Genomic DNA, 24,627 nt, shown 5'->3' with positions numbered 1-24,627 from the left:
CGCCTGCTGTCTTGCCAGAGATGAATCAGCTGAAATCCCGCGTACCCCTGCTGGCAGCGGCTGCCTGCGTGGCGCTCGCACTGGGCGGCTGTGCCGGCAAGACCGTGCTGGGGCCGAAAGAAGGCGCGCAGGTGGCACAGCAGGCCAACCCCGTCGTCGATCCGGCCAACGGCGCCGTGACCACCAAGGCATCGCAGATCCAGCGCTTCATGTGGTTCTTCTCGCCGTACCGTCCCGATATCCAGCAAGGCAACTTCGTCTCGAAGGAAATGCTGGCGCAACTGAAACCGGGCATGACGCGCGACCAGGTGCGCTTCATCATGGGTTCCCCATTGCTGAACGACATCTTCCACGAGAACCGCTGGGATTATCCGTTCCGCTTCGCGCGCGGCGACGGCGAGCTGACCACGAGCAGCGTGGTCCTGCATTTCGACAAGGAAGGCAAGCTGGAAAAGTTCGAAGGCGGCGAGCTGCCGACCGAACGCGAATACATCGCCCGGATCGCCGGCCCGATCAAGCAATTCCAGAAAGACGAAAAGCGCAACAGCGAGAACCAGCCGGCCGCGCAGCGCGCGCCGCTGCCGAGCGGCCAGGATTCGGGCAACCGCAACCCGGTCGAGATCAGCACGCCGCCGGCCGGCCAGTAAAGCCAGCGAAAAAGCACGCCAACAAGAACAACACAGGATAACCCTATGACCACACTGAACATCGCCATTGCCGGCGCCGGCGGCCGCATGGGCCGCATGCTGGTGGAAGCCGTGCTGAATGCCGATGACCTGCGCCTGTCCGGCGCGCTCGGCATCGCCGGCAGCGACGGCCTGGGCCAGGATGCCGCGGCGTTCCTGGGCAAGGCATCCGGCGCGATCGTCACCGCCGACCTGGCCGAAGGCTTGCGCGGCGCGGACGTGCTGATCGACTTCACCCGCCCCGAAGGCACGCTGGCGCACGCCGAATACTGCGCCGCGCACGGCGTCAAGCTGGTGATCGGCACCACGGGCTTCGACGATGCCGGCAAGGCCGCGCTGAAGGCTGCCGCCGAAAAAACGGCGATCGTGTTCGCGCCGAACATGAGCGTGGGCGTCAATGTCACGCTCAAGCTGCTGGAACTGGCCGCGAAAAGCCTGTCCACCGGCTACGACATCGAGATCATCGAAGCGCACCACCGCCACAAGGTCGACGCGCCGTCCGGCACCGCACTGAAGATGGGCGAAGTGATCGCCGACGCGCTGGGCCGCGACCTGAAGGAATGCGCCGTGTACGGCCGCGAAGGCGTGACCGGCGAGCGCGATCCGTCGACGATCGGCTTCGCCACCATCCGCGGCGGCGACATCATCGGCGACCACACCGTGCTGTTCGCCGGCACCGGCGAGCGCATCGAGATCAGCCACAAGTCCAGCAGCCGCGCCGGCTATGCGCAAGGCTCGTTGCGCGCCTCGCGCTTCCTGGCCGACAAGGCCACCGGCCTGTTCGACATGTACGACGTGCTGGGCCTGAATACCTGATCCCGCGCCGGCGCGATGGAACACTTCACCTTCGCAGGATACTGGGAACGCGGCGACGCGATCAGCCACGCCATCGCCTGGCTGCTGCTGGCGATGTCGCTGGCGAGCTGGTTCTTCATCCTGTCGAAAGGGCTGATGTCCTGGCGGGTGCGCCGCAGCGCCCGCGTGGTGCAGCGGTTCTGGGATGCGCCCACGCTGGCCGACGGCGTGGCGGTGGTCTCGGCGGGTGACGCGGAAGGCATCTACCTGGCGCTGGCCGAGCAGTGCACGGTCCCGGCGCCCGAGGGCAAGGGCAATTCCCTCGGCACCGCGGTGGGCCGGTTCCGAGCAGGTCACGCGGCTGTTGCGCGATGCGATCCACCGCTCCACGGTGCGGCTCGAATCGGGCCTGACATTGCTGGCGTCGATCGCTTCCACCGCGCCGTTCGTCGGCCTGCTGGGCACCGTATGGGGCATCTATCATGCGCTGGCGGCCGTGTCCTCGTCCGGTGCCGTGGAAATCGACAAGGTGGCCGGCCCCGTCGGCGAAGCGCTGATCATGACCGGCGTGGGCCTGATGGTGGCGATCCCCGCCGTGCTGGCCTATAACGGCTTCAACCGGGTCAACCGCCTGACGCTCTCCGAGCTCGACGCGTTCGCCTACGACCTGCACGCGTACCTGACCCAGGACGCGGCGAAGCACTGAACGGAGCTTGGCAATGGCATTCGGCGGCTTCAACCATCACCGGCAAAAGGAATCGATGGCCGACATCAACGTCACGCCGATGGTGGACGTGATGCTGGTGCTGCTGGTGATCTTCATCCTCGCCGCACCGATGTTTACGCACGCGGTGAAGCTCGACCTGCCGAAGGCCCAGGCATCCGGCGCGCCGCAGCCGGCCGACGCCGTGCGGATTTCCATCGATGCCGCCGGCACCGTGTACTGGAACGAGGAAGCCGTGCAGCCGGCCGAGCTGCAGCCGCGCCTGGCCGGCGCTGCGCGGCGCGACCCGCAACCCGAACTGCAACTGCGCGCCGACCGCGCCACCCGCTACGAAGCGGTGGCGCAACTGATGGCGGCGGCACAGCAGGAAGGCTTGACGAAGCTGGTCTTCGTCACCGACCCGAAGGAAAATGAATAATGGCCAGCATCACCCTGGACGGCGCGGCGATCCGCGACGAAGCAAGTTTTCACGCCGCCAGCCGCGCGGCATTCGGTTTCAACGACCATGTGGCGCCCACGATGGATTCGTGGATCGACGCCCTGTCCTACCTGCGCGATGAAGAGGGCATGACGAAGTTCCGGCTCAAGCCGAACGAAGTCCTGGAAATCGCCATCACCGGTTCGGCGGCGATGAAGGCCGCGGTGCCGGACCTGCTCGAGGAAATCGCCTTCTGCATCGGCGGCATCAACGAGCGCTACGAGGATTACGGCGAAAAGCCGGCGCTCAAGCTCGTGCTGAAGTAGGGCGGCCATGGGCGCCAGCGGCGACGGCATTCCGGCATGGCTGGCCGAAGCGCTGGCCGGCCGTCCCGAACTCGTCATCGTCGCACCGCGGCGCTACCGGCTGCGTGCCATGGATATCGACCAGCCCGCGCTGATGATTCCGCTGGCGGGCAGGAAGATCCTTGCAGAGGGGCAGACCGCGGCCGAACTGGGCCCGGGGCGCTACCTGATGATCCACCGCGCGCTGCGCTGCACGGTACAGAACATTCCCGAACACGGCGATTACCAGGCCTGGTGCATTGCCTTTCCCTGGCGCGTGATCGGCCTCGCGCGCACCCTGCTCGATGCGCATGCGCCGCCGCCCGTACCCGGCCCCAACCACTCCTGCGGTGCCCTGGCGGCGCTGCATGCCGAACTGGCGCACCTGCTCGCCGCGCAGTGCGGAGGCGCCGATCCCGGCACCCTGGATCACGCGCTGCTTGGCGTGTTGCTGGCGCTGCACCGCCATGGCGACGACCAGTTCCGGCTGGCTCAAGACCTGTCGGTGGCGGCGCGCGTGCGACTGGTCGTGGGCGCGGCGCCAGGCCGCGACTGGTGCTCGGCCGATCTGGAGGAAAGCCTGCACATGAGCGGGGCCACGCTGCGGCGCCGGCTGGCCGATGAAGGCACGTCGCTGCGCATCGTGCTGCGCGATGCCCGGCTGCACCACGCGCTGGCACTGCTGCAGACCACGCGCCGCCCGCTGCGCGCCATCGCCCTGGCGTGCGGCTACCGTTCGCTGCCCAGTTTTGCACGGCAGTTCGAGGCGCGCTTCGGCGTCGACCCCGTCGCCATCTCGAACGCGGCGCCGGGCCCGGACCGCACCCCCGCCGCATCGCGGAGCGTTCCCGGAACGTCGAGCGTTTCAGGTTGAGCGATGCGGGTTGAACGATCCGGGTTGAGCGATTCAGGTTGAGCGATTCAGGTTGAGCGATTCACGCTGATCATTGAGCGCATGGCGCGGGCACGCCGCGGCATCCTGATGCTTCCGTATCCATTGGAGAGCATCATGAAAACATCGACCACGATCCTCTGCGCCTGGCTGCTGCTGGGCGGCGCCGCCCAGGCGCTGGAATTGCGCAGCAGGGATTTCACGAATGGCGGCGCGCTGCCGGCCGCGCAGGTCTACCGCGGCTTCGGCTGCGACGGCGCGAACCTGTCGCCGCACCTGGCCTGGACCGACCCGCCCGCCGGCACGAAAAGCTTTGCCGTGACGGCCTACGACCCGGACGCGCCGACCGGCAGCGGCTGGTGGCACTGGGTCGTGTATGACCTTGCCGCGACCGTGCGGGCGCTCGAGAGTGGGGCGGGGCGGCCGGATGGATTGCCGGCGGGAGCCCGGCATGGGCGCACGGATTTCGGCACGATGGCATTCGGCGGCGCCTGCCCGCCGCCTGGCGACAAGGCCCACCGCTACGTGTTCACGGTGCATGCGCTGAAGGTGGACAAGCTCGACGTGCCCCCCGACGCATCGGCCGCGCTGATCGGCTACATGATCAACGCGAACCGGCTGGGCAGCGCGGCGGTGACGGCGACCTACGGCCGCTGAGGGGTGCATGCAGACCCGTGGAAGCCGACCGGCGCCGCAGGCTCGGGAAGCTGGCTTGTACAAGCTGACTTGTACAAGCTGAATTGTGGAAGCTGGCCTCGGGCCGCTGGACAGCGGCCCGAGGTGCGGGTTACTGCGCCTTCTCGCCCGGCGCCAGGGTCAGCACGTCGAAGCCGGTGGCCGTCACGGTCACCATGTGTTCCCACTGCGCCGACAGCGAGCGGTCGGCGGTCACCACGGTCCAGCCATCCGGCAGCGCGCGGGTCTGGTGCTTGCCGGCGTTGATCATCGGCTCGATCGTGAAGATCATGCCCGGCTCCAGCTTCAGGCCCATGCCGGGGCGGCCATAATGCAGCACCTGCGGGTCTTCGTGGTACACCATGCCGATGCCGTGGCCGCAATAGTCGCGGACCACCGAGAAGCCGGCGCTTTCCGCCACCGCCTGGATCGCATGGCCCACGTCGCCCAGCGTGGCGCCCGGCTTCACGGCGCGGATGCCGGCCCACATGGCGTCGTACGTCACTTCGCACAGCTTGCGGGCCGCCTTGCCGGGGTTGCCCACGTAGTACATGCGGCTCGTGTCGCCGAACCAGCCATCCTTGATCACGGCCACGTCGATGTTGATGATGTCGCCGTCCTTCAGCACCTTCTTCGGCGAAGGAATGCCATGGCATACCACTTCGTTGACGGAGGTGCAGACGGTCTTCGTGAAGCCGGCATAGCCCACGTTGGCCGGGATCACCTGCAGCACGTTGACGATGTAGTCGTTGCACAGCTTGTCCAGGTCTTCGGTGCTCACGCCCGGCTTCACGTGCGGGCCGATCATGGTCAGCACATCGGCCGCCAGCTGGCCGGCGACGCGCGACAGTTCCACCTGTTCCGGCGACTTGATCAGGATGGCATCGCTGTTCTTCTTACGCATCGTGCAGCGCCTCTCCTTTTACCGGCGTCAGCCGAAGAGGGCCCTGGCCGGTCTCGCCGCGCAGCAGCAGCTGGCACAGGTCGCTGTAGTTCAGGTCGGGATTGGTTTCGGCCAGCAGGCCGATGCGCAGCCAGTGCTCGGCCTGCGCATTGATCGAGCGGCTCAGTGCGCCGCTGGCGATGCGCAGGTTCTCATGCATCTGGTCGGAGATTTTTACGATGCCCATGTTGTCCTCAATATACGGTCCATATATGGAACGCATATTACCACAGCTCGGGCAATCGATATACGTTCGATGTACGTTCCATGTATCGAACGTATATCGCCGGGTCCGCTCAGCGCACGGCTTGCGGATCGAAATGGGGGTTATGGATGAGGGCCAGCACGTTGCCGAACGGATCCGCCAGTTCGGCCACCCTGATGCCGTCGCCCACATCCTGGATGGCCGAGTGCGTGCTGGCGCCCAGGCCGAGGATGCGGGCGACTTCGGCCTCGATGTCGTCGACGCCCCAGTAGACTTCCACGCCGGCCTTGCCCGGCTCGCCATCCGGCGTCAATCCCAGTTCGAAACCGCCGATGGCGAAGCCCACGTAGAACGGCTGGTCGAAGTACGGCGCGGCGCCGAACACTTCGCTGTACCAGGCCTTGGCGGCGGGCAGGTCTTTCACGGGATAGATGGCGGTGCGCAGTCCCTTGATCATGGCGTTCTCCTTCGGGTTGTCGATCGCGCCATCATGCCATCGGGGAACGGCAATGGATTGGAAAAATGGAAGGCGCGGGCGGCCGGCGCCGAGGCGCCGCGTCGTCCTTCACTTGTTGCCGATCTGCCTTGCCAGGAAATCCTCGATGCGTTGCCACAGGTCGATGCGGTTCTTCCGGGTTTTCCAGTCGTCGACGCTCGACGTGTATTCCAGCCACTCCGCCCGCGGGTTGCCGGCCTTCAGCGCTTTGTAGAAGCGCAGTCCTTCCGCATAGCCCACGGCTTCGTCATCGGTACCGTAGGCCAGCAGGGCGGGGCGCCTGATGTCCTTCAGTCTCGCATCGTCCGGATTTTTCCCATAGGTCGTCATGCCGGACCAGCTGATGCCGCACTGGAAGGTATCGGCGTCCCTCAGCAGGGCCATCATGGCGGCATAGCCGCCATAGCCGGTTCCAGCGATACACACCCGCGCCGGGTCCGCATGGCCGGACGCCACGGCCCATTTCACCGCATCGGCGATGTCGTCCTGCACGGCACGGCCGGATTGGCCGATGCCGGCTTCGGCATGGGCACGACCGAATCCTTTCACACCGCGCGGCTCGGGCTGCAGCACGGCATAGCCGCGCGAAGCGAGGAACTGGACCTCGGCATTCCAGAGCCAATGGCCACTGCGCTTGTGCGGGTCGGCGCCGACCAGCACGACGGTCGGCAGGCGCTTCGGCACGGCGACCTTGGGCAAGGTCAGGAAAACGGGAATCTGCCGGCCGTCGCGCGCCTTGTAGCGCTCCAGCGTCATCGACGCCATCCTGGCGGGATCGATACCTGGCGTGGCACCGCCCAGCGCGATCCGCTGTTTGGTCTCGGTGTTGTAGAGGATGTACGTGTGGTTCTGCACATCGGCATAGGTATCGATCAGCACGAACGGTGTTTCGCTGGCGCGGCCGCGCGAGATATTGTTCACCATGCCCGGCAGCAGCGCGTCGACTTCCTGCTGGATCGCCTTCATCCGTTCGTCGTGCCAGACGGTGACGTCGGCATCGGTCGTGAACCTGAAGCCCAGCAATGTCGTGTCGCTGACGATGGCCTCGCCGCTCGTGTCGAAACCGGGAGCGCTGACCAGCGACTTCGCCTCGAGGGTGTTCTTTGCCAGGTCGTACCGATAGATGGCGGCTTCGTCGCTGCCGTTCCGAGCGCTGACATACAGGGTATCGTCCACGTGGAGCAGCGGCTCGAAGCTGGCGGCGTCACGTTCGTCCCGGCTGTCGATCTGGCGCCACTCGCCCTTGTCGAGATAGAACGTCACGTGACGGCCTTCGCGCCGGGCGGTCGCGACGCGGGTGATGCCGTCGACATCGATCAGCGAGCGATAGGTGCCGTATGGCGCGTTGATCTTGTGGTGCACGCCGGTGCGGGCATCGATACGCTTCAGCGTCTCCCGGTTATCGGTGATTTCAACCGCCTGCACATATTCCCCATGCTTGGGCGGGAAGCCTTGGACGGTGAAGTTCGAACGCAGGTTGTTATCGCCCACATCGTCCTCGGCGAACGAACGCTTGCGGACCAGGGTTTCCGACAGGCCTATCCGGTTCTGGCCGTCGCGGTCGGCCGCGAACACGCCGGGTTTGCCGATACTGCCGCCGTGATCGACATTGATCAGGGTAAAGGCCAGGCGGTTGTCGCTGAGCCAGGTGAACATGTCGACATCGGCATTGCCGAAGCTGGAGACCGGTGTCGATTTACGCTCGATCGCGTCGAACACGACCAGGACGGTGCGGCCATGTGGCGCCACCATCCGGATCGCGACGAAGCGTCCGTTGGGCGACAGGCGGGCACCGGTGGTGGCGGACTTTTGAAAGAAGCTGGAGGCGGGGATGGGGGCGGGCGCTTCGGTGGCCGGCGCCATGGCGGGAAGCACGGTGCAGCCGGCCAGTGCCAATGCCCGAAGGATTGCTGTCATGGGATTTTACTTGTTATCAGTAACGAAATGAACGATAGCGCAGATTGGCGCTGCCGGGAAAAAATTCGCGCCACGAACCATGAGCCAGGAGGCAGCGGCAGGCAGCGTTGCTGGACCAGGTTCAGCCATGCCGTTCGAGGGTGGGCGTGCTGCCGGCGAAATCGCGGAAGTCCCGGACCAGGTGCGACTGGTCGAAGTAGCCGCAGTCGGCGGCCAGCGAGGCAAGGTCGCCATTGCGCGATGGATCGCGCAGCAGTTCCAGCGCGCGGCGGAACCGGCAGATCCGGGCAAACAGCTTGGGCGCGATGCCCACCTGCTGGCGGAACTGCAGGGCGAGGTGCTGGCGCGCGACGCGCAGCGTGTCAGCCAGCGCTTCCACCGGCAGCGCGCCATGCGAGGCTTCGAGCGCGGCGACGGCCCGCAGGCCGAGCGAAACCGCCGGCGCACCATCGGCCACTGCCAGCCGCCGCATCAATTCGCGCTCGACCAGCGCGATGCGCTGCCGGTCGGTCAGGTCGTCGGTCCACAGCGCATCGTCGAGGCGGTCGGCCGGCGAACGGCCCCACAGGTCGGCCAGTTGCGCCCGCGTATCCGTCAACGGGTGCAGGGGCGCGCCGAGGAACGCTCCGGCCGCCCCGGGCCTGAACCGCACCGCCACCGTGCGCACCGGCCGGGCCGCCGGCACCACGAACGAGGCGCTCATCATGCCTACCGCATACGCCTGCCGGCCATCGTCCTGCCACAGGATATCCACGCAATTGTCCGGCAGCACGCGGTGGACATGCGGCGCGGCCGCCGATACCGGTGCGGCCACGCGCGCCGTCCACAGGCACGCCACGTGCGCCCGCAATGCGGGATGCGGCGGATACTCCCGGTAAATCATGGCGTGCTCCCGCGCAGCCGCAACTTGCACATCATGAACCCGGGCATCTTGAGCTTGTATAATGTCCGGTTCATATCCATTTCACCATCTCCTCATTCTGCATCCATCATGCAAGACAAATATAGTCCCGCCGACGTTGAAAAAGCCGCGCAAGCGCACTGGAAAGCCATCGACGCCTATAAAGCCGTCGAAAACGACCCGCGTTTCCCGAAAGGCAAGTACTACGCCTGCTCGATGCTGCCTTACCCGTCCGGCAAGCTGCACATGGGTCACGTGCGCAACTATACGATCAATGATGTGATGTACCGCTACCTGCGGATGAACGGCTACAACGTGCTGATGCCGATGGGCTGGGATGCGTTCGGCATGCCGGCGGAAAACGCGGCCATGGCCAACAACGTGCCGCCGGCGCAATGGACGTACTCGAACATCGCCCACATGCGCTCGCAGATGGAAATGATGGGCCTGGCCATCGACTGGTCGCGCGAGATGACGGCCTGCAAGCCCGAGTACTACAAGTGGAACCAGTGGATGTTCCTGAAGATGCTGGAAAAAGGCATCATCTACAAGAAGACGGGTACCGTGAACTGGGATCCGGTCGACCAGACCGTGCTGGCCAACGAGCAGGTGGTCGATGGCCGCGGCTGGCGTTCCGGCGCGCTGATCGAAAAGCGCGAGATCCCGATGTACTACGCGCGCATCACCGACTATGCCGAAGAGCTGCTGGACTTCGTCGACAACAAGCTGCCGGGCTGGCCCGAGCGCGTGCGCATCATGCAGTCGAACTGGATCGGCAAGTCGACCGGCGTGCGCTTCGCCTTCCCGCACACCATCGCGGGCGATGACGGCCAGCTGATCGGCGACGGCAAGATGTACGTGTTCACCACGCGGCCGGACACGATCATGGGCGTCACGTTCTGCGCGGTCGCGGCCGAGCACCCGCTGGCCACGCATGCGGCGAAGAACAACCCCGAGCTCCAGGCCTTCATCGCCGAGTGCAAGATGGGCTCCGTGATCGAGGCCGACATGGCCACGATGGAAAAGAAGGGCATGCCCACCGGCCTGTTCGTCACGCACCCGCTCACCAATGAACAGGTGGAAGTCTGGGTCGGCAACTACGTGCTGATCACCTACGGCGACGGCGCCGTGATGGGCGTGCCCGCGCACGACGAGCGCGATTTCGCGTTCGCCAACAAGTACAGCCTGCCGATCAAGCAGGTGATCACCACCGCCGAGAACAAGGAATACTCGACCGCCGAATGGCAGGAATGGTACGGCGACAAGGCCGTTTCCATCGTCACCAATTCCGGCAAGTACGACGGCCTGCACTACGCCGAGGCCGTGGATGCCGTCGCCGCCGACCTGGCCGCGCTGGGCCTGGGCGAGAAGAAGGTCACGTTCCGCCTTCGCGACTGGGGCATTTCGCGCCAGCGCTACTGGGGCACGCCGATCCCGATGATCAACTGCGCCGATTGCGGCGCCGTGCCGGTGCCGGAAAAAGACTTGCCGGTGGTGCTGCCGGAAGACTGCGTGCCGGACGGTACGGGCAACCCGCTGAACAAGCATGAAGCCTTCCTGAAGTGCGACTGCCCGAAGTGCGGCAAGCCCGCGCGCCGCGAGACGGACACGATGGATACCTTCGTCGATTCGAGCTGGTATTACATGAAATATACGTCGCCCGGTTCGGAGTCGATGGTCGATGCGCGCAACGACTACTGGATGCCGATGGACCAGTACATCGGCGGCATCGAGCACGCCGTGCTGCACCTGCTGTACGCGCGCTTCTGGACGAAAGTCATGCGCGACTTCGGCCTGGTGAAATTCGACGAGCCGTTCGTCAACCTGCTGACCCAGGGCATGGTGCTGAACGAAACGTACTACCGCGAGGAAGCGAACGGCAAGAAGACGTGGTTCAACCCGGCCGACGTGGAACTGACCACGGACGACAAGGGCCGCCCGGTCTCCGCGCTGCTGAAGGCCGATGGCCAGCCGGTGCAGATCGGCGGCACGGAAAAGATGTCGAAGTCGAAGAACAACGGCATCGATCCGCAGGCGCAGATCGAGCAGTACGGCGCCGATACGGCACGCCTGTTCACCATGTTCGCCTCGCCGCCGGAGCAGACGCTGGAATGGTCGGGCAGCGGCGTGGAAGGTGCCAACCGCTTCCTGCGCCGTGTCTGGGCCTATGCCTACGCGCAGAAGGACCGCGTGGCGGCCGCCAATGCCGTGCTCACCGCAACGGCCACGACGGACGCCGGCAAGACGCTGCGCCGCGAACTGCACAAGGTGCTGCAGCAGGCCGACTACGACCTGAAGCGCATCCAGTACAACACCGTGGTATCGGCCTGCATGAAGATGCTGAACACGCTGGAATCGGCCAAGCTCGATGACAGCGCCGAATCGTCGGCCGTGATTTCCGAAGGCCTGTCGATCTTCCTGCGCCTGCTGAACCCGGTCGCGCCGCACATCACGCATGCGCTGTGGTCGGAGCTGGGCTATGCCGCCGCCAGCAAGGACATCCTCGATACGGCCTGGCCGCAGGTCGACCCGGCCGCGCTGGAACAGTCCGAGATCGAGATGATGATCCAGGTGAACGGCAAGCTGCGCGGTTCCGTGAAGGTGCCGAAGGCGGCCGACAAGGCCGCCATCGAAGCCGCCGCGCTGGCCGAGGAAAGCGTGCAGAAGTTCATCGAAGGCACGCCGAAGAAGGTCATCGTGGTGCCCGGCAAGCTGGTCAACATCGTGGTGTAAGGCATATGACGACTCTGAAGGGAATCATCCGGAACACGGTGCTGGCCGCCGCGCTGGCCAGCACGGGCCTGGCGCTGAGCGGCTGCGGCTTCCACCTGCGCGGCTCGGGCGGCAACTACACGCTGCCGTTCACGTCGATGTACGTGGGCCTGCCGGAGTCGTCGCCGCTGGCCATCGACCTGAAGCGCAATATCCGCGTCAACGGCAACACCACCGTCGCCAGCGACCCGCAGTCGGCCGATGCGACGATCGAGGTCATCACCGACCCGGAAAAAACGCGCAGCAAGTCGATCCTGTCGCTGAACAGCGCCGGCCGCGTCAGCGAATACCTGCTGGCCTATAACATCCTGTTCCGCGTGAAGGACCGGACCGGCCGCGAACTGCTGGGCCCCACGCAGATCACGCTGACCCGCCCGATCACGTTCAGCGAAACCCAGCTGCTGGCGAAGGAGCAGGAAGAAGCCCAGCTGTACCGCGACATGCAGAAGGACCTGGTGCAGCAGATGATGCGCCGGATGGCGGCCATCAAGCCGTCGCGTCCCGATGCCACGCCGACCAGCACCGTCAGCCCGCTGACGCTGCCGGGCGTGGTATCGCCGGGTTCGGTGGCCGCGCCGGCCGGCACGCCGACCACGGTGCAGCCGGCCTCCGCGCCGGCCGAGAAGGCAACCGAGCCGGCACTGCCGACCCGCCAGGAATAGCATGCAACTGCGGGCTGACGCGCTGGACGGCCACCTGGCCAAGTCCCTGGCGCCGCTGTACGTGATCACCAGCGACGAGCACCTGCTGGCGCTGGAAGCGGCCGACAAGATCCGCCGGACTGCGCGCGCGCAAGGGTTCACCGAACGCGACGTGCTCACGGTGGAACGCAGCTTCAAGTGGGGCGAGCTGCTGGCCGCCAACCAGGAACTCTCGCTGTTCGGCGACAAGAAGCTGATCGAGCTGCGCATCCCCACCGGCAAGCCGGGCAAGGATGGCGGCGCGGCGCTGCAGGCTTACGTGAAGAACCTGTCGCCGGACAACCTCACGCTGATCACGCTGCCCAAGCTGGACTGGCAGACCGCGAAGGCAGCCTGGGTATCGGCCCTGCAGTCGGCCGCGGTGTACATCGAGATCCCGAACATCGAGCGCGCCCAGCTGCCGAACTGGATTTCGCTGCGCCTGTCCATGCAGGGGCAGAGCGCGGACCGGCAAAGCCTGGATTTCATCGCCGACCGCGTCGAGGGCAACCTGCTGGCGGCGCACCAGGAAATCCAGAAACTGGGCTTGCTGCACGAGCCCGGGAAACTGACGTACGAGCAGGTGCACGACGCCGTGCTGAACGTGGCGCGCTACGACGTGTTCAAGCTGTCCGAAGCGATGCTGCTGGGCGATCCGGCCCGGCTGGCACGCATGCTGGAAGGCTTGAAGGGCGAGGGCGAGGCGCTGCCGCTGGTGCTGTGGGCCGTCTCGGAAGAGATCCGCACGCTGCTAAAATTGAAGGCAGGGATGGCGCAGGGCCGGCCGCTGGCGGCGCTGCTGAAGGAATACCGTATCTGGGGACCGCGCGAGCGGATGATGGAACCGGCCCTGCGCCGCGTTTCGCTGGCAACGCTGGAAGATGCGCTGCGGCAGGCCGCCCAGGTCGACAGGATGGTCAAGGGCTTGCGCGCCAAGGCGTATGCCGGCGACCAGTGGGATGCCATGCTGCAGCTGGCGCTGAAGGTAGCACGAGGATAAACAACATGAGCACGGAAGTGAAACAGTACATGGAAGCGCTGGGCCAGCGTGCCCGCGCCGCCTCGCGCGCGATGGCGCGCGCCGACAGTGCCACCCGCAACAAGGCGCTGTCGCTGATCGCCGATGCGATCGAGCGCGAAGCCGAAGCACTGCGCGCCGCCAATGCGCTGGACCTGGAAGCGGCCCGCGCCAACGGCCTCGCCGCGGCGATGGTCGACCGCCTGACCCTGTCGGACAAGGCGATCGGCACGATGGTCGAAGGCTTGCGCCAGATCGTCGCGCTGCCGGACCCGGTGGGCGAGATCTCGAACATGAAAACGCGCCCGACCGGCATCCAGGTGGGCCAGATGCGCGTGCCGCTGGGCGTCATCGGCATCATCTACGAAGCCCGGCCGAACGTGACCGTGGATGCGGCAGGCCTGTGCATCAAGAGCGGCAACGCCACCATCCTGCGCGGCGGCTCGGAAGCGATCCATTGCAACCGCGCGCTGGCGAAGATCGTCAAGCAGGGACTGATCGATGCCGGCCTGCCGGAAGACGGCGTGCAGGTGGTGGACACCACCGACCGCGCTGCCGTGGGCGCGCTGATCACCATGCCGCAATACGTGGACGTGATCGTGCCGCGCGGCGGCAAGGGCCTGATCGCCCGGCTGATGGAAGAAGCCACCGTGCCGATGATCAAGCACCTGGACGGCATCTGCCATGTGTACATCGACGCCAGGGCCGACCTGCAGAAGGCGCTGGACATCGGCTTCAATGCCAAGTGCCACCGCTACGGCACCTGCAACACGATGGAAACGCTGCTGGTCGAGCGCACCATCGCGCCTGCCGTGCTGCCGGAGCTGGCGAAGCGGTACCTGGCGGAGCAGGTCGAACTGCGCGCCGACGACGAAGCGTTCGCGATATTGTCGGCTGCGCAGTACCCGCACCTGGCGCACGCGACCGAACAGGACTGGGCCACCGAATACCTGGCGCCGATCCTGGCGGTACGCGTCGTCGACGGCATCGATGCGGCGATGGACCACATCAATACCTGGTCGTCGAAGCACACCGAGGCCATCGTCACCGAGGACTACAGCGCCGCGATGCGCTTCCTGCGCGAAGTCGATTCCGCATCGGTGATGGTCAACGCATCGACCCGCTTCGCCGACGGCTTCGAGTACGGCCTGGGCGCCGAGATCGGCATCTCGAACGACAAGCTGCATGCGCGCGGTCCGGTCGGGCTGGAGGGGCTGACGTCGCTGAAGTACGTGGTGTTCGGCCACGGCGAAGTACGAGCGTAACCAAGGGGAAAGTCCCTTGGCCTGGGCAGGCGATGGCTTGCATGCCATCGCCGCTTTGCAGGCGCGTAGAATACTCCGCGAAAACCTGCCAAGCCCCTCATTATGATGACCAAAAAGGATCGCCATGCTCTGGATCAAGGCGCTGCACATCATCTTCGTCACCTCCTGGTTCGCCGGCCTGTTCTACCTGCCGCGCATCTTCGTCAACCTGGCGCAGGAAACCCCGGGCCCGACGACCGAGCGCCTGCTGCTGATGGCCCGCAAGCTGTTCCGGTTCATGACGATGCTGGCGGTCGCCGCGCTCGTGTTCGGGCTGGTGCTCACCTGGATGCAATACCGCTCGCCGGACGGCATGAAGCTGCCCGGCTGGCTGCACGCCAAGCTGACCTTCGTGGTGCTCGTGCTGGGCTACCACCACGCCTGCGGCTCGCTGCTGAAGAAGTTCGAGCGCGGCGTGAACACGCGCGGCCACGTGTTCTACCGCTGGTTCAACGAAGTGCCCGTGCTGCTGCTCGTGGCGATCGTGATCCTGGTGGTCGTGAAGCCGTTCTGAGAGGCGGACCGGTATTCATTTTCACCCAACGGCAACTGCCGGGGTCAGACCCGACGGGTCTGACCCCAGGTTCTGCCTTGGGGTCAAGTCAGGCGTCCGCAACTCGCTGGCGCAAAGTAATTGTTTTTCCAACGGACAAAGGTACACCGATGACCACTTCATATTTCTGCCCATGCCCGCGCGGCATGGAGGCGGCGCTGGCCGAGGAACTCCTCGAGATCGCGCAAACCACCAAAAGCCCCACGCTGAAGGTGCACAACCAGGTGCCCGGCGGCGTCCACTGCTCGGGCGACCTGTATGACGCCTACCGCGTCAACCTGCACTCGCGCATCGCCTCGCGCGTGCTGATGCGCATGGGCGTATGCCATTACCAGAACGAGAACGACATCTACGACCTCGTGCTCGCGCAGCCATGGGAAGAGTGGTTCGGCGTGGAGCACACGATCCGCGTCGATGTCACGGCGATCAAGTCGCCGCTGAAGAGCATCGAGTTCATCACGCTGAAGATCAAGGATGCCGTGTGCGACCGCTTCCGCGACATGTACAACAAGCGCCCGTCGGTCAACACGCGCGAGCCGGACATGCGCATCGCGGGATTCCTCGACCAGCGCCAGTTCACCATCTACCTCGACACCTCCGGCGAAGCGCTGTTCAAGCGCGGCTGGCGCACCGAGACGGGCGACGCGCCGCTGCGCGAGAACCTGGCCGCCGGCCTGCTGCGCGTCTCCGGCTGGAAGCCGGGAATGCCGCTGTTCGACCCCATGTGCGGCTCCGGCACGATCCTGTGCGAAGCGGCGCAGATGGTGCAGGGCGTGCCGCCCGGCGCGCGCCGCAGGTTCGCGTTCGAGAAGTTCCACGACTTCGACCCGGCCCCGTGGCAGGACATGAAGGCGGCCATCAAGGCGAACCCGCTGCCCGCCGAACCGACCATCTTCGGTTCCGACATCTCCGGCGACATGGTGGCAATGACGCGCCATAATCTGAAGAGCGCCGGTATCCTGTTCGAGGTGCCGCTGAAGCAGATCGAGGCGCAGCAGGTGCAGCCGCCGGTGTCGATCGAGAAGACCGGCCCCGGCATCCTGCTGACGAATCCTCCGTACGGCGAGCGGATCGGCGTGCGCGGCGACAGCACGATGCCCGAAGACGACCTGGCCAAGTCGTTCTACGCCGACCTGTCGAAGACGCTGAAGCAGCGCTTCGCCGGCTGGACGGCCTACCTGTTCACGGCCGACCTGAACCTGCCGAAGCTGCTGCGCCTGAAGGAATCGCGCAAGACGCCATTCTTCAACGGCGCGCTGGAATGCCGGCTGTTCCGCTTCGACATGGTGGCCGGCTTCAACCGGCGCGAGGAAGCGATTCCGAAAAGCGAAGAGTGACCGAAACCGGCTAGCATGCCGGGGCGGCTGCTCCACCCAGATGCAGAGGCCGGGGGCAGGAAGGAGTGCTGGCCTGCATGCCAGCACCGTTCCACAGGCGCGAAGCATGCTTCGCGAAACCCCTGCTTACCCCGCCGGGTCTGACCCCGGCCTCTGCCTCTGGGTTAAGCACGCGTTACCAAAGAAAAAGTGCCCTGACCCATGCTCCCAGACACCCCCGCCGATCTCCCACCCGACCCGGTCCCGCCCGTCCCGCCACGCAAGAAGCCGCACACCCGCCCGCTGAGCCATGCCGGGCTGGCGATCGTGCTGGCGGCGCTGTCGATGCTGGGCCCGTTCTGCATCGACGCCTACCTGCCCGCGTTCCCCGAGATCGGCCAGTCGCTGGGCGCCACGCCGATCGAAGTGCAGCAAAGCCTGACGGCCTACATGCTGGCGTTCGCCGGCATGGTGCTGTGGCATGGCGCGCTGTCCGATGCGTTCGGCCGCCGCAACGTTATCCTCGTGTCGCTGATCCTGTTCGCGATCGGCACGGTCGGCTGCGCCGCCGTCCATAGCGTCCAGTACCTGTGGTTCTTCCGCATCCTGCAGGGGATCTCGGCCGGCGCCGGCGTCGTCGTGGGCCGCGCCATCATCCGCGACCTGTACCACGATGCCGAGGCGGCCCGGCTGCTGTCGCTGGTCACGATGATCTTCGCCATCGCCCCCGCGCTGGCGCCCATCATGGGCGGCTACATCGTCAAGTGGTTCGACTGGCGCGCGATCTTCCTCGTGCTCACCGTGTTCTCGGTCGGGCTGTTCATCGTCTGCTGGCGGCGGTTGCCGGAAACGCTGCCGCTGCACAAGCGCCAGCCGTTCAATCCGCGCTTCCTGTGGGGCAGCTACCGGCAGATCCTCGGCTCGCCGCTGTTCCACCTGAAGTCGCTGATCGTGGCGCTGAACTTCGCCGGGCTGTTCGTGTTCATCACGGCGGCCCCGGAATTCCTGCCGAAGCAGCTGCACCTGGGGCCGGACCAGTTCGGCTGGCTGTTCATTCCTTCCGTGTCCGGCATCTTCACCGGCGCGCTGTTCGCCAACCGGCTGGCCGGCAAGATCACCTTCGAGCGCCAGATCGCCATCGGTTTCGCCTTCCTCATCACGGCCGCCAGCGTCAACGTGCTGTACCACGTGTTCATGCCGCCATCGGTGCCGTGGAGCGTGCTGCCGCTGTTCTTCTACACCTTCGGCATGTCGGTGGTGGGGCCGGCCGCCACGCTGATGGCGCTGGACCTGTTCCCCCATATCCGCGGCACCGTGGCGTCCTGCCAGTCCTTTGAAACCACGCTGGCCGGTGCCATCGTGGCAGGCGTGGTAGCGCCAGCACTGGCCGGCTCGGTGCTGTGGCTGGCCATCGGGCAGCTGGCGTTCACGTCCTCGGCACTGGGTTTGTGGCTGGTGGCACGCGTGGTCCGGCGCTCGCTGGTCGTTGATGCCGCGTAGCAACATCAAGGGAAGCGCACGGTCGTTTAGAAGTTGTTTTCATGCAAGTCAGTAGCAAACTATGCTACGATAAACTGTTATTGCATATAGTAAATATTTGTCAACACAATTGTCGACATCGTAAAGCTACAGGTGGCGTGCCGTTTCCGGGCAGGACCGCCTTTCCGGGAAGACGTTCACTGCGGCAGTACCACGATGCACCCACCAGACCACGACATTCGCAATCGCCTGCTGCTCGCGCGGTTGCCGGCCATGCCGCAGATCTTGATCAAGCTGATCGAGATGCTGCAGTCGGATCACGCCGGCATGCCGGAGCTGGCCGCGCTGATCGCCAAGGATGCCGGGATGACGGGCAAGGTCCTGGCCGTCGCGAACAGCTCCGCCTATCATCGCGGCAGCCGCGCCCCCGGCCTGGAGCAATCCCTCGTTTCGCTCGGCACGGACATGATCAAGACGCTCGTGATCAGCGAATCCGTATTCCAGACCTTCAACAGCTTTCCCCATTCCGGCAGCGCCGACCTGCGCGGCTTCTGGAAGCATGCGCTGGGCGCCGCGGTGGTGGCGCGGGACATCGCCCGGGCCACCGGCTATCCGCAACTGGAAGAAGCCTACCTGGCGGGCCTGCTGCACAACGTGGGCCGGCTGGCGCTGCTGGCCGCCGCGCCGCGCGAATACGGCGTGAACTTCATGGCGCGCGACGATGCCGACCTGTGCGCCGTCGAACAGCGCACGCTGCAGATCACGCATGCCGAGGCGGGCGCCTGGCTGATCGAGCGCTGGAACCTGGATTCCTTCCTGGCCGACAGCGTGCTGTATCACCACGAGCCGATCGAGCGGCTGGAGCCGGCGCATGCGCTGATCCGCATCGTGCGGCTGGCCCACCTGCTGGTGCACCACCCGGAAGCCGGCGGCGCGATCGCCACCATGGCCGGCTATTGCGGCATCGACGCGCGCGAGCTCGACGCGATCGTGCAGGGGGCCGCGCGCCAGGTGCAGAAGGCGGCCGACTGCCTCGGCATCGACCTGGCGGGTGCCGACGACGTGCCGGCGCCGCCCGCCGTGCTGCCGGTGGCGCTGGCGGACCCGGTCCAGGCACGCTTGCAGGAAGAGATGCGCAACATGATGCTGGTCTCCGAAATGGGCCAGGCGTTCGCGCGCCAGCCGGATGAAACGGCCTTGCTGGGAGCGGTCACGCGCTCGGCACGCATCCTGTTCGACCTGGGCACCACCATCGTGCTGATGCAGGACCCCGCCGGGCAGTCGCTGGTGGGCGTGCCCGCCGGCGAGCAGCAGGGGCGCCTGGCCGGCTTCTCGATTCCGCTGGGCCGCGGCGGCGCGATCGCCGGAGCCGCCGCGGCACGCCAGGTCGCGCTGCTGGCACCCGGCGCGCAGCCGCTCGGCATCGCCGAAGAACAGTTGTTGCGCATCCTCGGCACCGAGGCGATGGTATGCGTGCCGCTCGTCGCCGGCCAGCATTGCACCGGCGTGCTGCTCGGCGGGGTGGCCAGCTGGCAGCTGCCCGTGCTGCAGAAGCGCGAGCGCTTCCTGCTGGCGTTCGGCGGCCAGGCCGCGGCGGCGCTGGAGGCGGCCGGCGCGGAGCAGGGCGAGGCGCAGCGCCGCATCGCGCACGTGGCGCAGGAATACCGCGAAGCGTCGCGCCGCGTGGTGCACGAGGTGAACAACCCGCTGTCGATCATCAAGAACTACCTGTCCGTGCTCGACGACAAGCTGGCCCGCCGCGAACCGGTGGTGGCGGAAATGTCGGTGCTCAACGAGGAGATCGACCGCGTGGGCCAATTGATCAATGGCCTCACCGAGGTGGCGCCGCCCGCCGCGGACGGGGTGGTGGCCGCTCCCGGTCCCGCGTCTGTCTCCGCTCCCGCTGTGCCAGTCGATATTGCGCGCGTGGTGGACGACGTGCTGCGCGTTTTCCGCGCCACCGGCTTCATCCCCGCCGCCGTGCAGGTGATGGTGCGCATGCAGCAAGACCCGAACGAGATCGATGGCGATGCCAACCTGCTCAAGCAGATCCTCGTCAACCTCGTGAAGAACGCCGTCGAGGCCATGCCGGACGGCGGACGGATCGAGATCGCCAACCGCGGGCACGTGGTGCGCGAGCGCCGGCTGTACGTGGAGCTGGTGGTGGCCGACACCGGGCCGGGCCTGGCGCCGGAGATGCTGGCCAACCTGTTCTCGGAAGTGAAGAGCGCCAAGGAAGGCCGCCATCACGGCCTGGGCCTGTCGATCGTGCATGGCCTGGTGCAGAAACTGAACGGGCTGATCGCCTGCCGCAGCGGCGCGGCCGGCACCAGCTTTGAAATCCTGCTGCCGGCGCGCGGCAGTAAACCCCGACTGGCGGCACCGACCGCCGGCACAACGGACGCCACTACGGACGCAAGGCAAGAATGAACGTGAACGACGACCCGGGCCGGGGTGGCGCCGCCACCTGCCTGCCCCGCCTGCTGCTCGTCGACGACGAGCCGCGCCTGCTGTCCTCGTTGTACGAGCTGCTGCGCGACCGCGACTTCCAGCTGGTCACCGCCGCCAGCGGCAGCGAGGCGCTGGTGCACCTCGATGCCATGCGCTTCGACCTGGTGCTGCTCGACCTGCGCCTGCCCGACATCGGCGGGCACGAGATCATGGACGTGATCAACGCGCGCGACTACGACTGCGACGTGATCGTGATGAGCGGCGAGGTCGGCATCGACGCCGCGATCGGCGCGCTCAAGCGGGGCGCCTACGATTACCTGCGCAAGCCGTACAGCCGCGAGGAATTGCTGAAGACGGTGGAGAATGCGCTGCAGAAGCGCCGCCTGGCCGGCGACAACCAGCGCATCGCGCAGCGCCTGGAAACGTCCGAGAAGATGTACCGCTACCTGGTGGACAGCTCGCCGGACATCATCTACACGCTCGACCACGAAGGCCGCTTCACGTTCGTCAACGACCGCGCCTACCAGCTGCTGGGCTTCACGCGCGAGGAACTGATCGGCCGCCATTATTCGTTCGTGGTGCACGACGAAGACCTGGACCGCGCGCGCTACGTGTTCAATGAGCGCCGCGTGGACGAGCGCGCGTCGCGCAACGTGGAGCTGCGGCTCAAGTGCAATACCGCGCACGGCGCGGCCAACGGCGAGCGCACCTTCAACAACACGCTGATGACGATCTCGCTGAATGCGATCGGCATGCATGTGCCCGAGAATACGCCCCGTGGCGAGCGGCGCCGCGAATTCTTCGGCACCTACGGCGTGGCGCGCGACATCACGGACCGCAAGCGCGCCGAGGAGATGATCTCCTACCAGGCCTACCACGATATCCTGACGGACCTGCCGAACCGCATGCTGTTCAAGGACCGCCTGGGCCTGGCCGTGATCCAGGCCAAGCGCAAGATGACGGAACTGGCCGTGATGTTCATCGACCTGGACCGCTTCAAGCTGGTCAACGATACGCTGGGCCACGTGAAGGGCGACGAGCTGCTGCAGCAGGCCGCGAGTCGCCTGAAGGGCTGCCTGCGCCGCGGCGACACGCTGGCGCGCCAGGGTGGCGACGAATTCACCATCGTGCTGCCCGAGCTGCGCGACCGCGACGACGCCAAGGGCGTGGCCGAGAAGTTCATCGATGCGCTGCAGCAGCCGTTCGACCTCGATGGCCACGTGGTGCACATCTCGGCATCGATCGGCATCGCGGTCTACCCGGCCGATGGCGAGACGATCGACGAGCTGCTGCGCCATGCCGACATCGCCATGTACCAGGTCAAGGCGCTGGGCAAGAACGGCCACAGCTTCTACCACCGGTCGATGCTGGACATGTCGCACCAGAAGATCGCGCTGGAGCAGGCGCTGCGCCGCGCGCTGGAGAACGGCGAGCTGGAGATGTACTACCAGCCGCAGGTGGACCTGACCACCGGCCGCATCGTCGGCGCCGAAGGCCTGATGCGGTGGAACCACCCGGAGCGCGGCCTGCTGTCGGCCGGCGAGTTCCTGCCGTTCGCCGAGGAAAACGGCCTGATGCTGCCGCTGTCGGACTGGATGCTGGGCGCCCTGTGCCGCGACCTGCTGGCCTGGAACGCGGCCGGCGGCGACAGCCTGCGCCTGTCGCTGAACCTGTCGCCGCAATACCTGGACCGGGGCGACTTCTTCGAGAAGATGCGCGGCACGCTGGCGCGCAACGGCATATCGCCGGCCCAGATCGAGGTGGAGATCACCGAGAACATCTGCATCCGCAATCCGCAATATGCGATCGAGCAGCTCAACAAATTGTGCCAGCTGGGCGTGTCGGTGGCGATCGACGATTTCGGCACCGGCTACTCGTCGCTGGCTTACCTGCACCGCTTCCCGATCCACACGATCAAGGTCGACCAGAGCTTCGTCAAGGAGATCCACGACGAGGATGGCCATTATCCGGTGATCCTGGCTATCATCTCGATCGCCCGCGGGCTCGGGCTGCACCTGGTGGCCGAAGGCGTGGAAACGGCGGCGCAGGCGCGCTACCTGCAGGCCAACGGCTGCACCACGATGCAGGGCTACCTGTACTACCGGCCGGTATCGCTGGCGGGCTTCATCGGCGTGCTGAAACAACGGCAAGGCTTGCCGGAACACGAACCGCTGCCGCTCGCGTTGCAGGACTGACCGCGCATGGGGGATCTCGCGCATATCCGGGCGCTGGCGGAAGACGGCGTCGCGCATGCCCAGCACGCGCTGGGCTTCCGCTACTTCAATGGCGATGGCGTACCGCAAAGCTACGAGATGGCGCTGGCGTGGTATCGCCAGGCCGCCAACGGGGGGCTCGAGCAGGCGCAATACAACCTGGGCGTGATGTACCAGAAGGGCCAGGGTGTCGACATCGACCTGGCCGAAGCGGCACGCTGGTACCGTCTGGCCGCCGAACAGGGATATCCCGCCGCGCAGTACAACCTGGGCTGGCTGTACGCCAAGGGCCACGGCATCGACCAGGATACCGACGCAGCGCGCCACTGGTTCGGCAAGGCCGCCGAGCAGGGCGATGCCGGCGCCCAGAACAACCTCGGCATGATGTACGACACGGGCAAGGGCGTGCCGCAGGATTATGTGCAGGCGATCGCCTGGTACCGCAAGGCCGCCGGGCAGGGCTATGCGCGCGCCCAGTTCAACCTGGGGCAGCGCTACGAAAACGGCCAGGGCGTCGCGCGCGACGTGGAAGCGGCCATCGGCTGGTACCGCAAGGCGGCCGAGCAGGGCCACGCGGCGGCGCAGTTCAACCTGGCACTGCGCCACGAGAAGGGCGACGGCGTCGCGCAGGACAGCGCCGAAGCCGTGCGCTGGTACCGAGCGGCGGCGGAACAGGGCCATGCGAGCTCGCAGTTCAACCTGGCCCTGATCCACGACAACGGCCTGGGCGTGCCGCGCGACGGGCGGCAGGCGCTTGAATGGTACCGGCGCGCCGCCGCCCTGGGCCACGCCGCCGCGCAGGACAACCTGGGCCAGCGCTACGAGCTGGGGCAGGGCGTACCGCGCGACCCGGCCGAAGCGGCGCACTGGTACGGCAAGGCGGCCGAGCAGGGCTTCCCGGCCGCGCAGTACCACCTGGGCCAGCTGCATGAGACGGGAGCCGGCGAGGGCAACGGCGTGCCGCGCGATGCCGGCGCGGCGATCGACTGGTACCGCAAGGCGGCCGGCCAGGGCCACGTGCGCGCCCAGTTCGACCTGGGCCTGCGCTACGAAACGGGGCAGGGCGTGCCGCGCGACCTGGCCGAAGCGATGCACTGGTACGGCCGCGCGGCCGAACAGGACTACGCCGCCGCCCAGTACAACCTCGGCGTGCTGCACGACCGCGACGACAGCCCCGCGCCGGATGTGATGCGCGCGAACGCCTGGTACGCCAAGGCGGCCGGCCAGGGCCACACGCTGGCGCAATTCACGCTCGCGCTCCGCTACGACAATGGCCTGGGCGTACCGCGCGACTTCGCCCTCGCCTTCGACTGGTACCGCCAGGCCGCACTGCAGGGCCACGCCCGCGCCCAGCTGAACGTGGGCCTGATGTACTTCGCCGGCCAGGGCACCCCGGCCGACATGGCCCAGGCCCTGCAATGGTTCCAGCTCGCCGAACGCAACGGCGAACCCGGCGCCACGCGCTACCTGCGCGAAGCCAGCCTGCGCCTCGGCACTGCCTCCTCCACCTCCACCGCAGTCGAGCCCGTGTCATCGTGCCTGACACCCTGACACAGCCTCTGCAATAGCACCCCAGTCGAGCTCGTGTCAGCGTGCCTGACCCCATGACACGGGCTCGGCAGTAGCACTCAGTGGACCTTGCGCCAGCGTGCCTTGATCCCATTGCACGTCGCCATGCGGCCCCCTGTGCGAAGCCAGTCTTCGCCTCGGCACAACATCCACCACTGCGGTCGAGCCCGTGTCAGCGTGCCTGGGAGGAGTGATGCCTTGCAAGGCATCACCGCATTGCAGGCAAAGAGCGGTGCTCTTTGAAACCCCTGCAATGCCCCCCTGACATTTGCAACT

At 66.4% G+C, this 24,627-nt stretch carries 21 protein-coding genes and 1 pseudogene; 17 read left to right on the top strand and 5 right to left on the bottom strand.

Going from position 1 to position 24,627, the window contains the following annotated elements:
* The first annotated feature begins 20 nt into the window (after positions 1-20).
* The 7 genes and pseudogenes from OU994_RS30880 to OU994_RS30850 all read left to right on the top strand — a co-directional run bounded on the left by OU994_RS30880 (position 21) and on the right by OU994_RS30850 (position 4,516).
* Positions 21-647 carry an outer membrane protein assembly factor BamE gene (locus OU994_RS30880; protein WP_281609006.1) on the top strand — a complete coding sequence of 209 codons (627 nt, stop codon included), beginning with the start codon at positions 21-23 and terminating at the stop codon, positions 645-647.
* 45 nt (positions 648-692) lie between these two features.
* Positions 693-1,502 carry a 4-hydroxy-tetrahydrodipicolinate reductase gene (gene dapB, locus OU994_RS30875; RefSeq protein ID WP_131143621.1) on the top strand — a complete coding sequence of 270 codons (810 nt, stop codon included), beginning with the start codon at positions 693-695 and terminating at the stop codon, positions 1,500-1,502.
* 15 nt (positions 1,503-1,517) lie between these two features.
* A pseudogene (locus OU994_RS30870) lies at positions 1,518-2,187 on the top strand (MotA/TolQ/ExbB proton channel family protein).
* Positions 2,188-2,200: 13 nt separating this feature from the next.
* The gene (locus OU994_RS30865) at positions 2,201-2,623 is read left to right on the top strand and encodes a biopolymer transporter ExbD (RefSeq protein WP_281609005.1); all 423 of its coding nucleotides are present in this window, start codon (positions 2,201-2,203) and stop codon (positions 2,621-2,623) included.
* Positions 2,623-2,949, top strand: coding sequence for a barstar family protein (locus OU994_RS30860; protein WP_131143624.1), 327 nt, complete (start codon positions 2,623-2,625; stop codon positions 2,947-2,949). Before OU994_RS30865 ends, OU994_RS30860 begins: the two co-directional genes overlap by 1 nt.
* Before the next feature lie 7 nt (positions 2,950-2,956).
* Positions 2,957-3,841, top strand: coding sequence for a helix-turn-helix transcriptional regulator (locus OU994_RS30855; RefSeq protein ID WP_281609004.1), 885 nt, complete (start codon positions 2,957-2,959; stop codon positions 3,839-3,841).
* Positions 3,842-3,976: 135 nt separating this feature from the next.
* Positions 3,977-4,516: a YbhB/YbcL family Raf kinase inhibitor-like protein gene (locus OU994_RS30850; protein ID WP_281609003.1), complete on the top strand. Its 540-nt coding sequence runs from the start codon at positions 3,977-3,979 to the stop codon at positions 4,514-4,516.
* A 130-nt stretch (positions 4,517-4,646) separates the two neighbouring features.
* Here OU994_RS30850 and map read toward each other — a convergent pair whose 3' ends face one another.
* The 5 genes from map to OU994_RS30825 form a co-directional block, all read right to left on the bottom strand.
* Positions 4,647-5,438, bottom strand: coding sequence for a type I methionyl aminopeptidase (gene map, locus OU994_RS30845; protein ID WP_281609002.1), 792 nt, complete (start codon positions 5,436-5,438; stop codon positions 4,647-4,649).
* Entirely contained in the window at positions 5,431-5,664 is a 234-nt protein-coding gene (locus OU994_RS30840) for a ParD-like family protein (protein ID WP_131143626.1), read from the bottom strand. The genes map and OU994_RS30840 overlap by 8 nt, the downstream gene beginning before the upstream one ends.
* A 109-nt stretch (positions 5,665-5,773) precedes the next feature.
* Positions 5,774-6,139: a VOC family protein gene (locus tag OU994_RS30835; RefSeq protein WP_281609001.1), complete on the bottom strand. Its 366-nt coding sequence runs from the start codon at positions 6,137-6,139 to the stop codon at positions 5,774-5,776.
* Between the two features lie 108 nt (positions 6,140-6,247).
* The gene (locus OU994_RS30830; RefSeq protein ID WP_281609000.1) at positions 6,248-8,095 is read right to left on the bottom strand and encodes a S9 family peptidase; all 1,848 of its coding nucleotides are present in this window, start codon (positions 8,093-8,095) and stop codon (positions 6,248-6,250) included.
* Between the two features lie 121 nt (positions 8,096-8,216).
* A complete protein-coding gene (locus tag OU994_RS30825) occupies positions 8,217-8,978 on the bottom strand; it encodes a DUF6597 domain-containing transcriptional factor (protein WP_281608999.1) in 762 nt (253 codons plus the stop codon).
* A 108-nt stretch (positions 8,979-9,086) separates the two neighbouring features.
* Between OU994_RS30825 and leuS the strand changes: the two genes are divergently transcribed.
* From leuS to OU994_RS30775, 10 genes are all read left to right on the top strand, one after another.
* The gene (leuS, locus tag OU994_RS30820; protein WP_281608998.1) at positions 9,087-11,729 is read left to right on the top strand and encodes a leucine--tRNA ligase; all 2,643 of its coding nucleotides are present in this window, start codon (positions 9,087-9,089) and stop codon (positions 11,727-11,729) included.
* Positions 11,730-11,734: 5 nt separating this feature from the next.
* Positions 11,735-12,430: an LPS assembly lipoprotein LptE gene (gene lptE / locus OU994_RS30815; RefSeq protein ID WP_307731775.1), complete on the top strand. Its 696-nt coding sequence runs from the start codon at positions 11,735-11,737 to the stop codon at positions 12,428-12,430.
* Between the two features lies 1 nt (position 12,431).
* Positions 12,432-13,448: a DNA polymerase III subunit delta gene (holA, locus tag OU994_RS30810; RefSeq protein WP_131143632.1), complete on the top strand. Its 1,017-nt coding sequence runs from the start codon at positions 12,432-12,434 to the stop codon at positions 13,446-13,448.
* Between the two features lie 5 nt (positions 13,449-13,453).
* Positions 13,454-14,731 carry a glutamate-5-semialdehyde dehydrogenase gene (locus OU994_RS30805; protein WP_281608997.1) on the top strand — a complete coding sequence of 426 codons (1,278 nt, stop codon included), beginning with the start codon at positions 13,454-13,456 and terminating at the stop codon, positions 14,729-14,731.
* Positions 14,732-14,855: 124 nt separating this feature from the next.
* Positions 14,856-15,284 (top strand): CopD family protein, encoded by a 429-nt coding sequence (locus OU994_RS30800; protein ID WP_281608996.1) that lies wholly within the window; start codon positions 14,856-14,858, stop codon positions 15,282-15,284.
* 149 nt (positions 15,285-15,433) lie between these two features.
* Entirely contained in the window at positions 15,434-16,660 is a 1,227-nt protein-coding gene (locus tag OU994_RS30795) for a class I SAM-dependent RNA methyltransferase (protein WP_373922520.1), read from the top strand.
* 201 nt (positions 16,661-16,861) lie between these two features.
* Complete coding sequence (locus OU994_RS30790; protein WP_281608995.1) at positions 16,862-18,139, top strand: multidrug effflux MFS transporter; 1,278 nt, start codon at positions 16,862-16,864, stop codon at positions 18,137-18,139.
* Between the two features lie 195 nt (positions 18,140-18,334).
* Positions 18,335-20,548 (top strand): HDOD domain-containing protein, encoded by a 2,214-nt coding sequence (locus tag OU994_RS30785; RefSeq protein ID WP_281608994.1) that lies wholly within the window; start codon positions 18,335-18,337, stop codon positions 20,546-20,548.
* Positions 20,549-20,550: 2 nt separating this feature from the next.
* Positions 20,551-22,764: a bifunctional diguanylate cyclase/phosphodiesterase gene (locus OU994_RS30780; protein ID WP_281608993.1), complete on the top strand. Its 2,214-nt coding sequence runs from the start codon at positions 20,551-20,553 to the stop codon at positions 22,762-22,764.
* A 6-nt stretch (positions 22,765-22,770) separates the two neighbouring features.
* Positions 22,771-24,333 (top strand): tetratricopeptide repeat protein, encoded by a 1,563-nt coding sequence (locus OU994_RS30775; protein WP_281608992.1) that lies wholly within the window; start codon positions 22,771-22,773, stop codon positions 24,331-24,333.
* The last annotated feature ends 294 nt before the right edge of the window (positions 24,334-24,627 follow it).

This window comes from Pseudoduganella sp. SL102, assembly GCF_027856995.1.
GTDB classification, from domain to species: Bacteria; Pseudomonadota; Gammaproteobacteria; order Burkholderiales; family Burkholderiaceae_D; genus Rugamonas; species Rugamonas albidiflava.
The sequence above is the reverse complement of the archived record's forward strand: the minus strand, read 5'-3'. Positions and strand labels throughout refer to the sequence as shown.

What these genes read in the sequence shown, in the direction of transcription:
- OU994_RS30880 (WP_281609006.1), top strand. Translation starts at nt 21, where the DNA reads ATGAATCAGCTGAAATCCCGCGTACCCCTGCTGGCAGCGGCTGCCTGC.
- dapB (WP_131143621.1), top strand. Translation starts at nt 693, where the DNA reads ATGACCACACTGAACATCGCCATTGCCGGCGCCGGCGGCCGCATGGGC.
- OU994_RS30865 (WP_281609005.1), top strand. Translation starts at nt 2,201, where the DNA reads ATGGCATTCGGCGGCTTCAACCATCACCGGCAAAAGGAATCGATGGCC.
- OU994_RS30860 (WP_131143624.1), top strand. Translation starts at nt 2,623, where the DNA reads ATGGCCAGCATCACCCTGGACGGCGCGGCGATCCGCGACGAAGCAAGT.
- OU994_RS30855 (WP_281609004.1), top strand. Translation starts at nt 2,957, where the DNA reads ATGGGCGCCAGCGGCGACGGCATTCCGGCATGGCTGGCCGAAGCGCTG.
- OU994_RS30850 (WP_281609003.1), top strand. Translation starts at nt 3,977, where the DNA reads ATGAAAACATCGACCACGATCCTCTGCGCCTGGCTGCTGCTGGGCGGC.
- map (WP_281609002.1), bottom strand. Translation starts at nt 5,438, where the DNA reads ATGCGTAAGAAGAACAGCGATGCCATCCTGATCAAGTCGCCGGAACAG.
- OU994_RS30840 (WP_131143626.1), bottom strand. Translation starts at nt 5,664, where the DNA reads ATGGGCATCGTAAAAATCTCCGACCAGATGCATGAGAACCTGCGCATC.
- OU994_RS30835 (WP_281609001.1), bottom strand. Translation starts at nt 6,139, where the DNA reads ATGATCAAGGGACTGCGCACCGCCATCTATCCCGTGAAAGACCTGCCC.
- OU994_RS30830 (WP_281609000.1), bottom strand. Translation starts at nt 8,095, where the DNA reads ATGACAGCAATCCTTCGGGCATTGGCACTGGCCGGCTGCACCGTGCTT.
- OU994_RS30825 (WP_281608999.1), bottom strand. Translation starts at nt 8,978, where the DNA reads ATGATTTACCGGGAGTATCCGCCGCATCCCGCATTGCGGGCGCACGTG.
- leuS (WP_281608998.1), top strand. Translation starts at nt 9,087, where the DNA reads ATGCAAGACAAATATAGTCCCGCCGACGTTGAAAAAGCCGCGCAAGCG.
- lptE (WP_307731775.1), top strand. Translation starts at nt 11,735, where the DNA reads ATGACGACTCTGAAGGGAATCATCCGGAACACGGTGCTGGCCGCCGCG.
- holA (WP_131143632.1), top strand. Translation starts at nt 12,432, where the DNA reads ATGCAACTGCGGGCTGACGCGCTGGACGGCCACCTGGCCAAGTCCCTG.
- OU994_RS30805 (WP_281608997.1), top strand. Translation starts at nt 13,454, where the DNA reads ATGAGCACGGAAGTGAAACAGTACATGGAAGCGCTGGGCCAGCGTGCC.
- OU994_RS30800 (WP_281608996.1), top strand. Translation starts at nt 14,856, where the DNA reads ATGCTCTGGATCAAGGCGCTGCACATCATCTTCGTCACCTCCTGGTTC.
- OU994_RS30795 (WP_373922520.1), top strand. Translation starts at nt 15,434, where the DNA reads ATGACCACTTCATATTTCTGCCCATGCCCGCGCGGCATGGAGGCGGCG.
- OU994_RS30790 (WP_281608995.1), top strand. Translation starts at nt 16,862, where the DNA reads ATGCTCCCAGACACCCCCGCCGATCTCCCACCCGACCCGGTCCCGCCC.
- OU994_RS30785 (WP_281608994.1), top strand. Translation starts at nt 18,335, where the DNA reads ATGCACCCACCAGACCACGACATTCGCAATCGCCTGCTGCTCGCGCGG.
- OU994_RS30775 (WP_281608992.1), top strand. Translation starts at nt 22,771, where the DNA reads ATGGGGGATCTCGCGCATATCCGGGCGCTGGCGGAAGACGGCGTCGCG.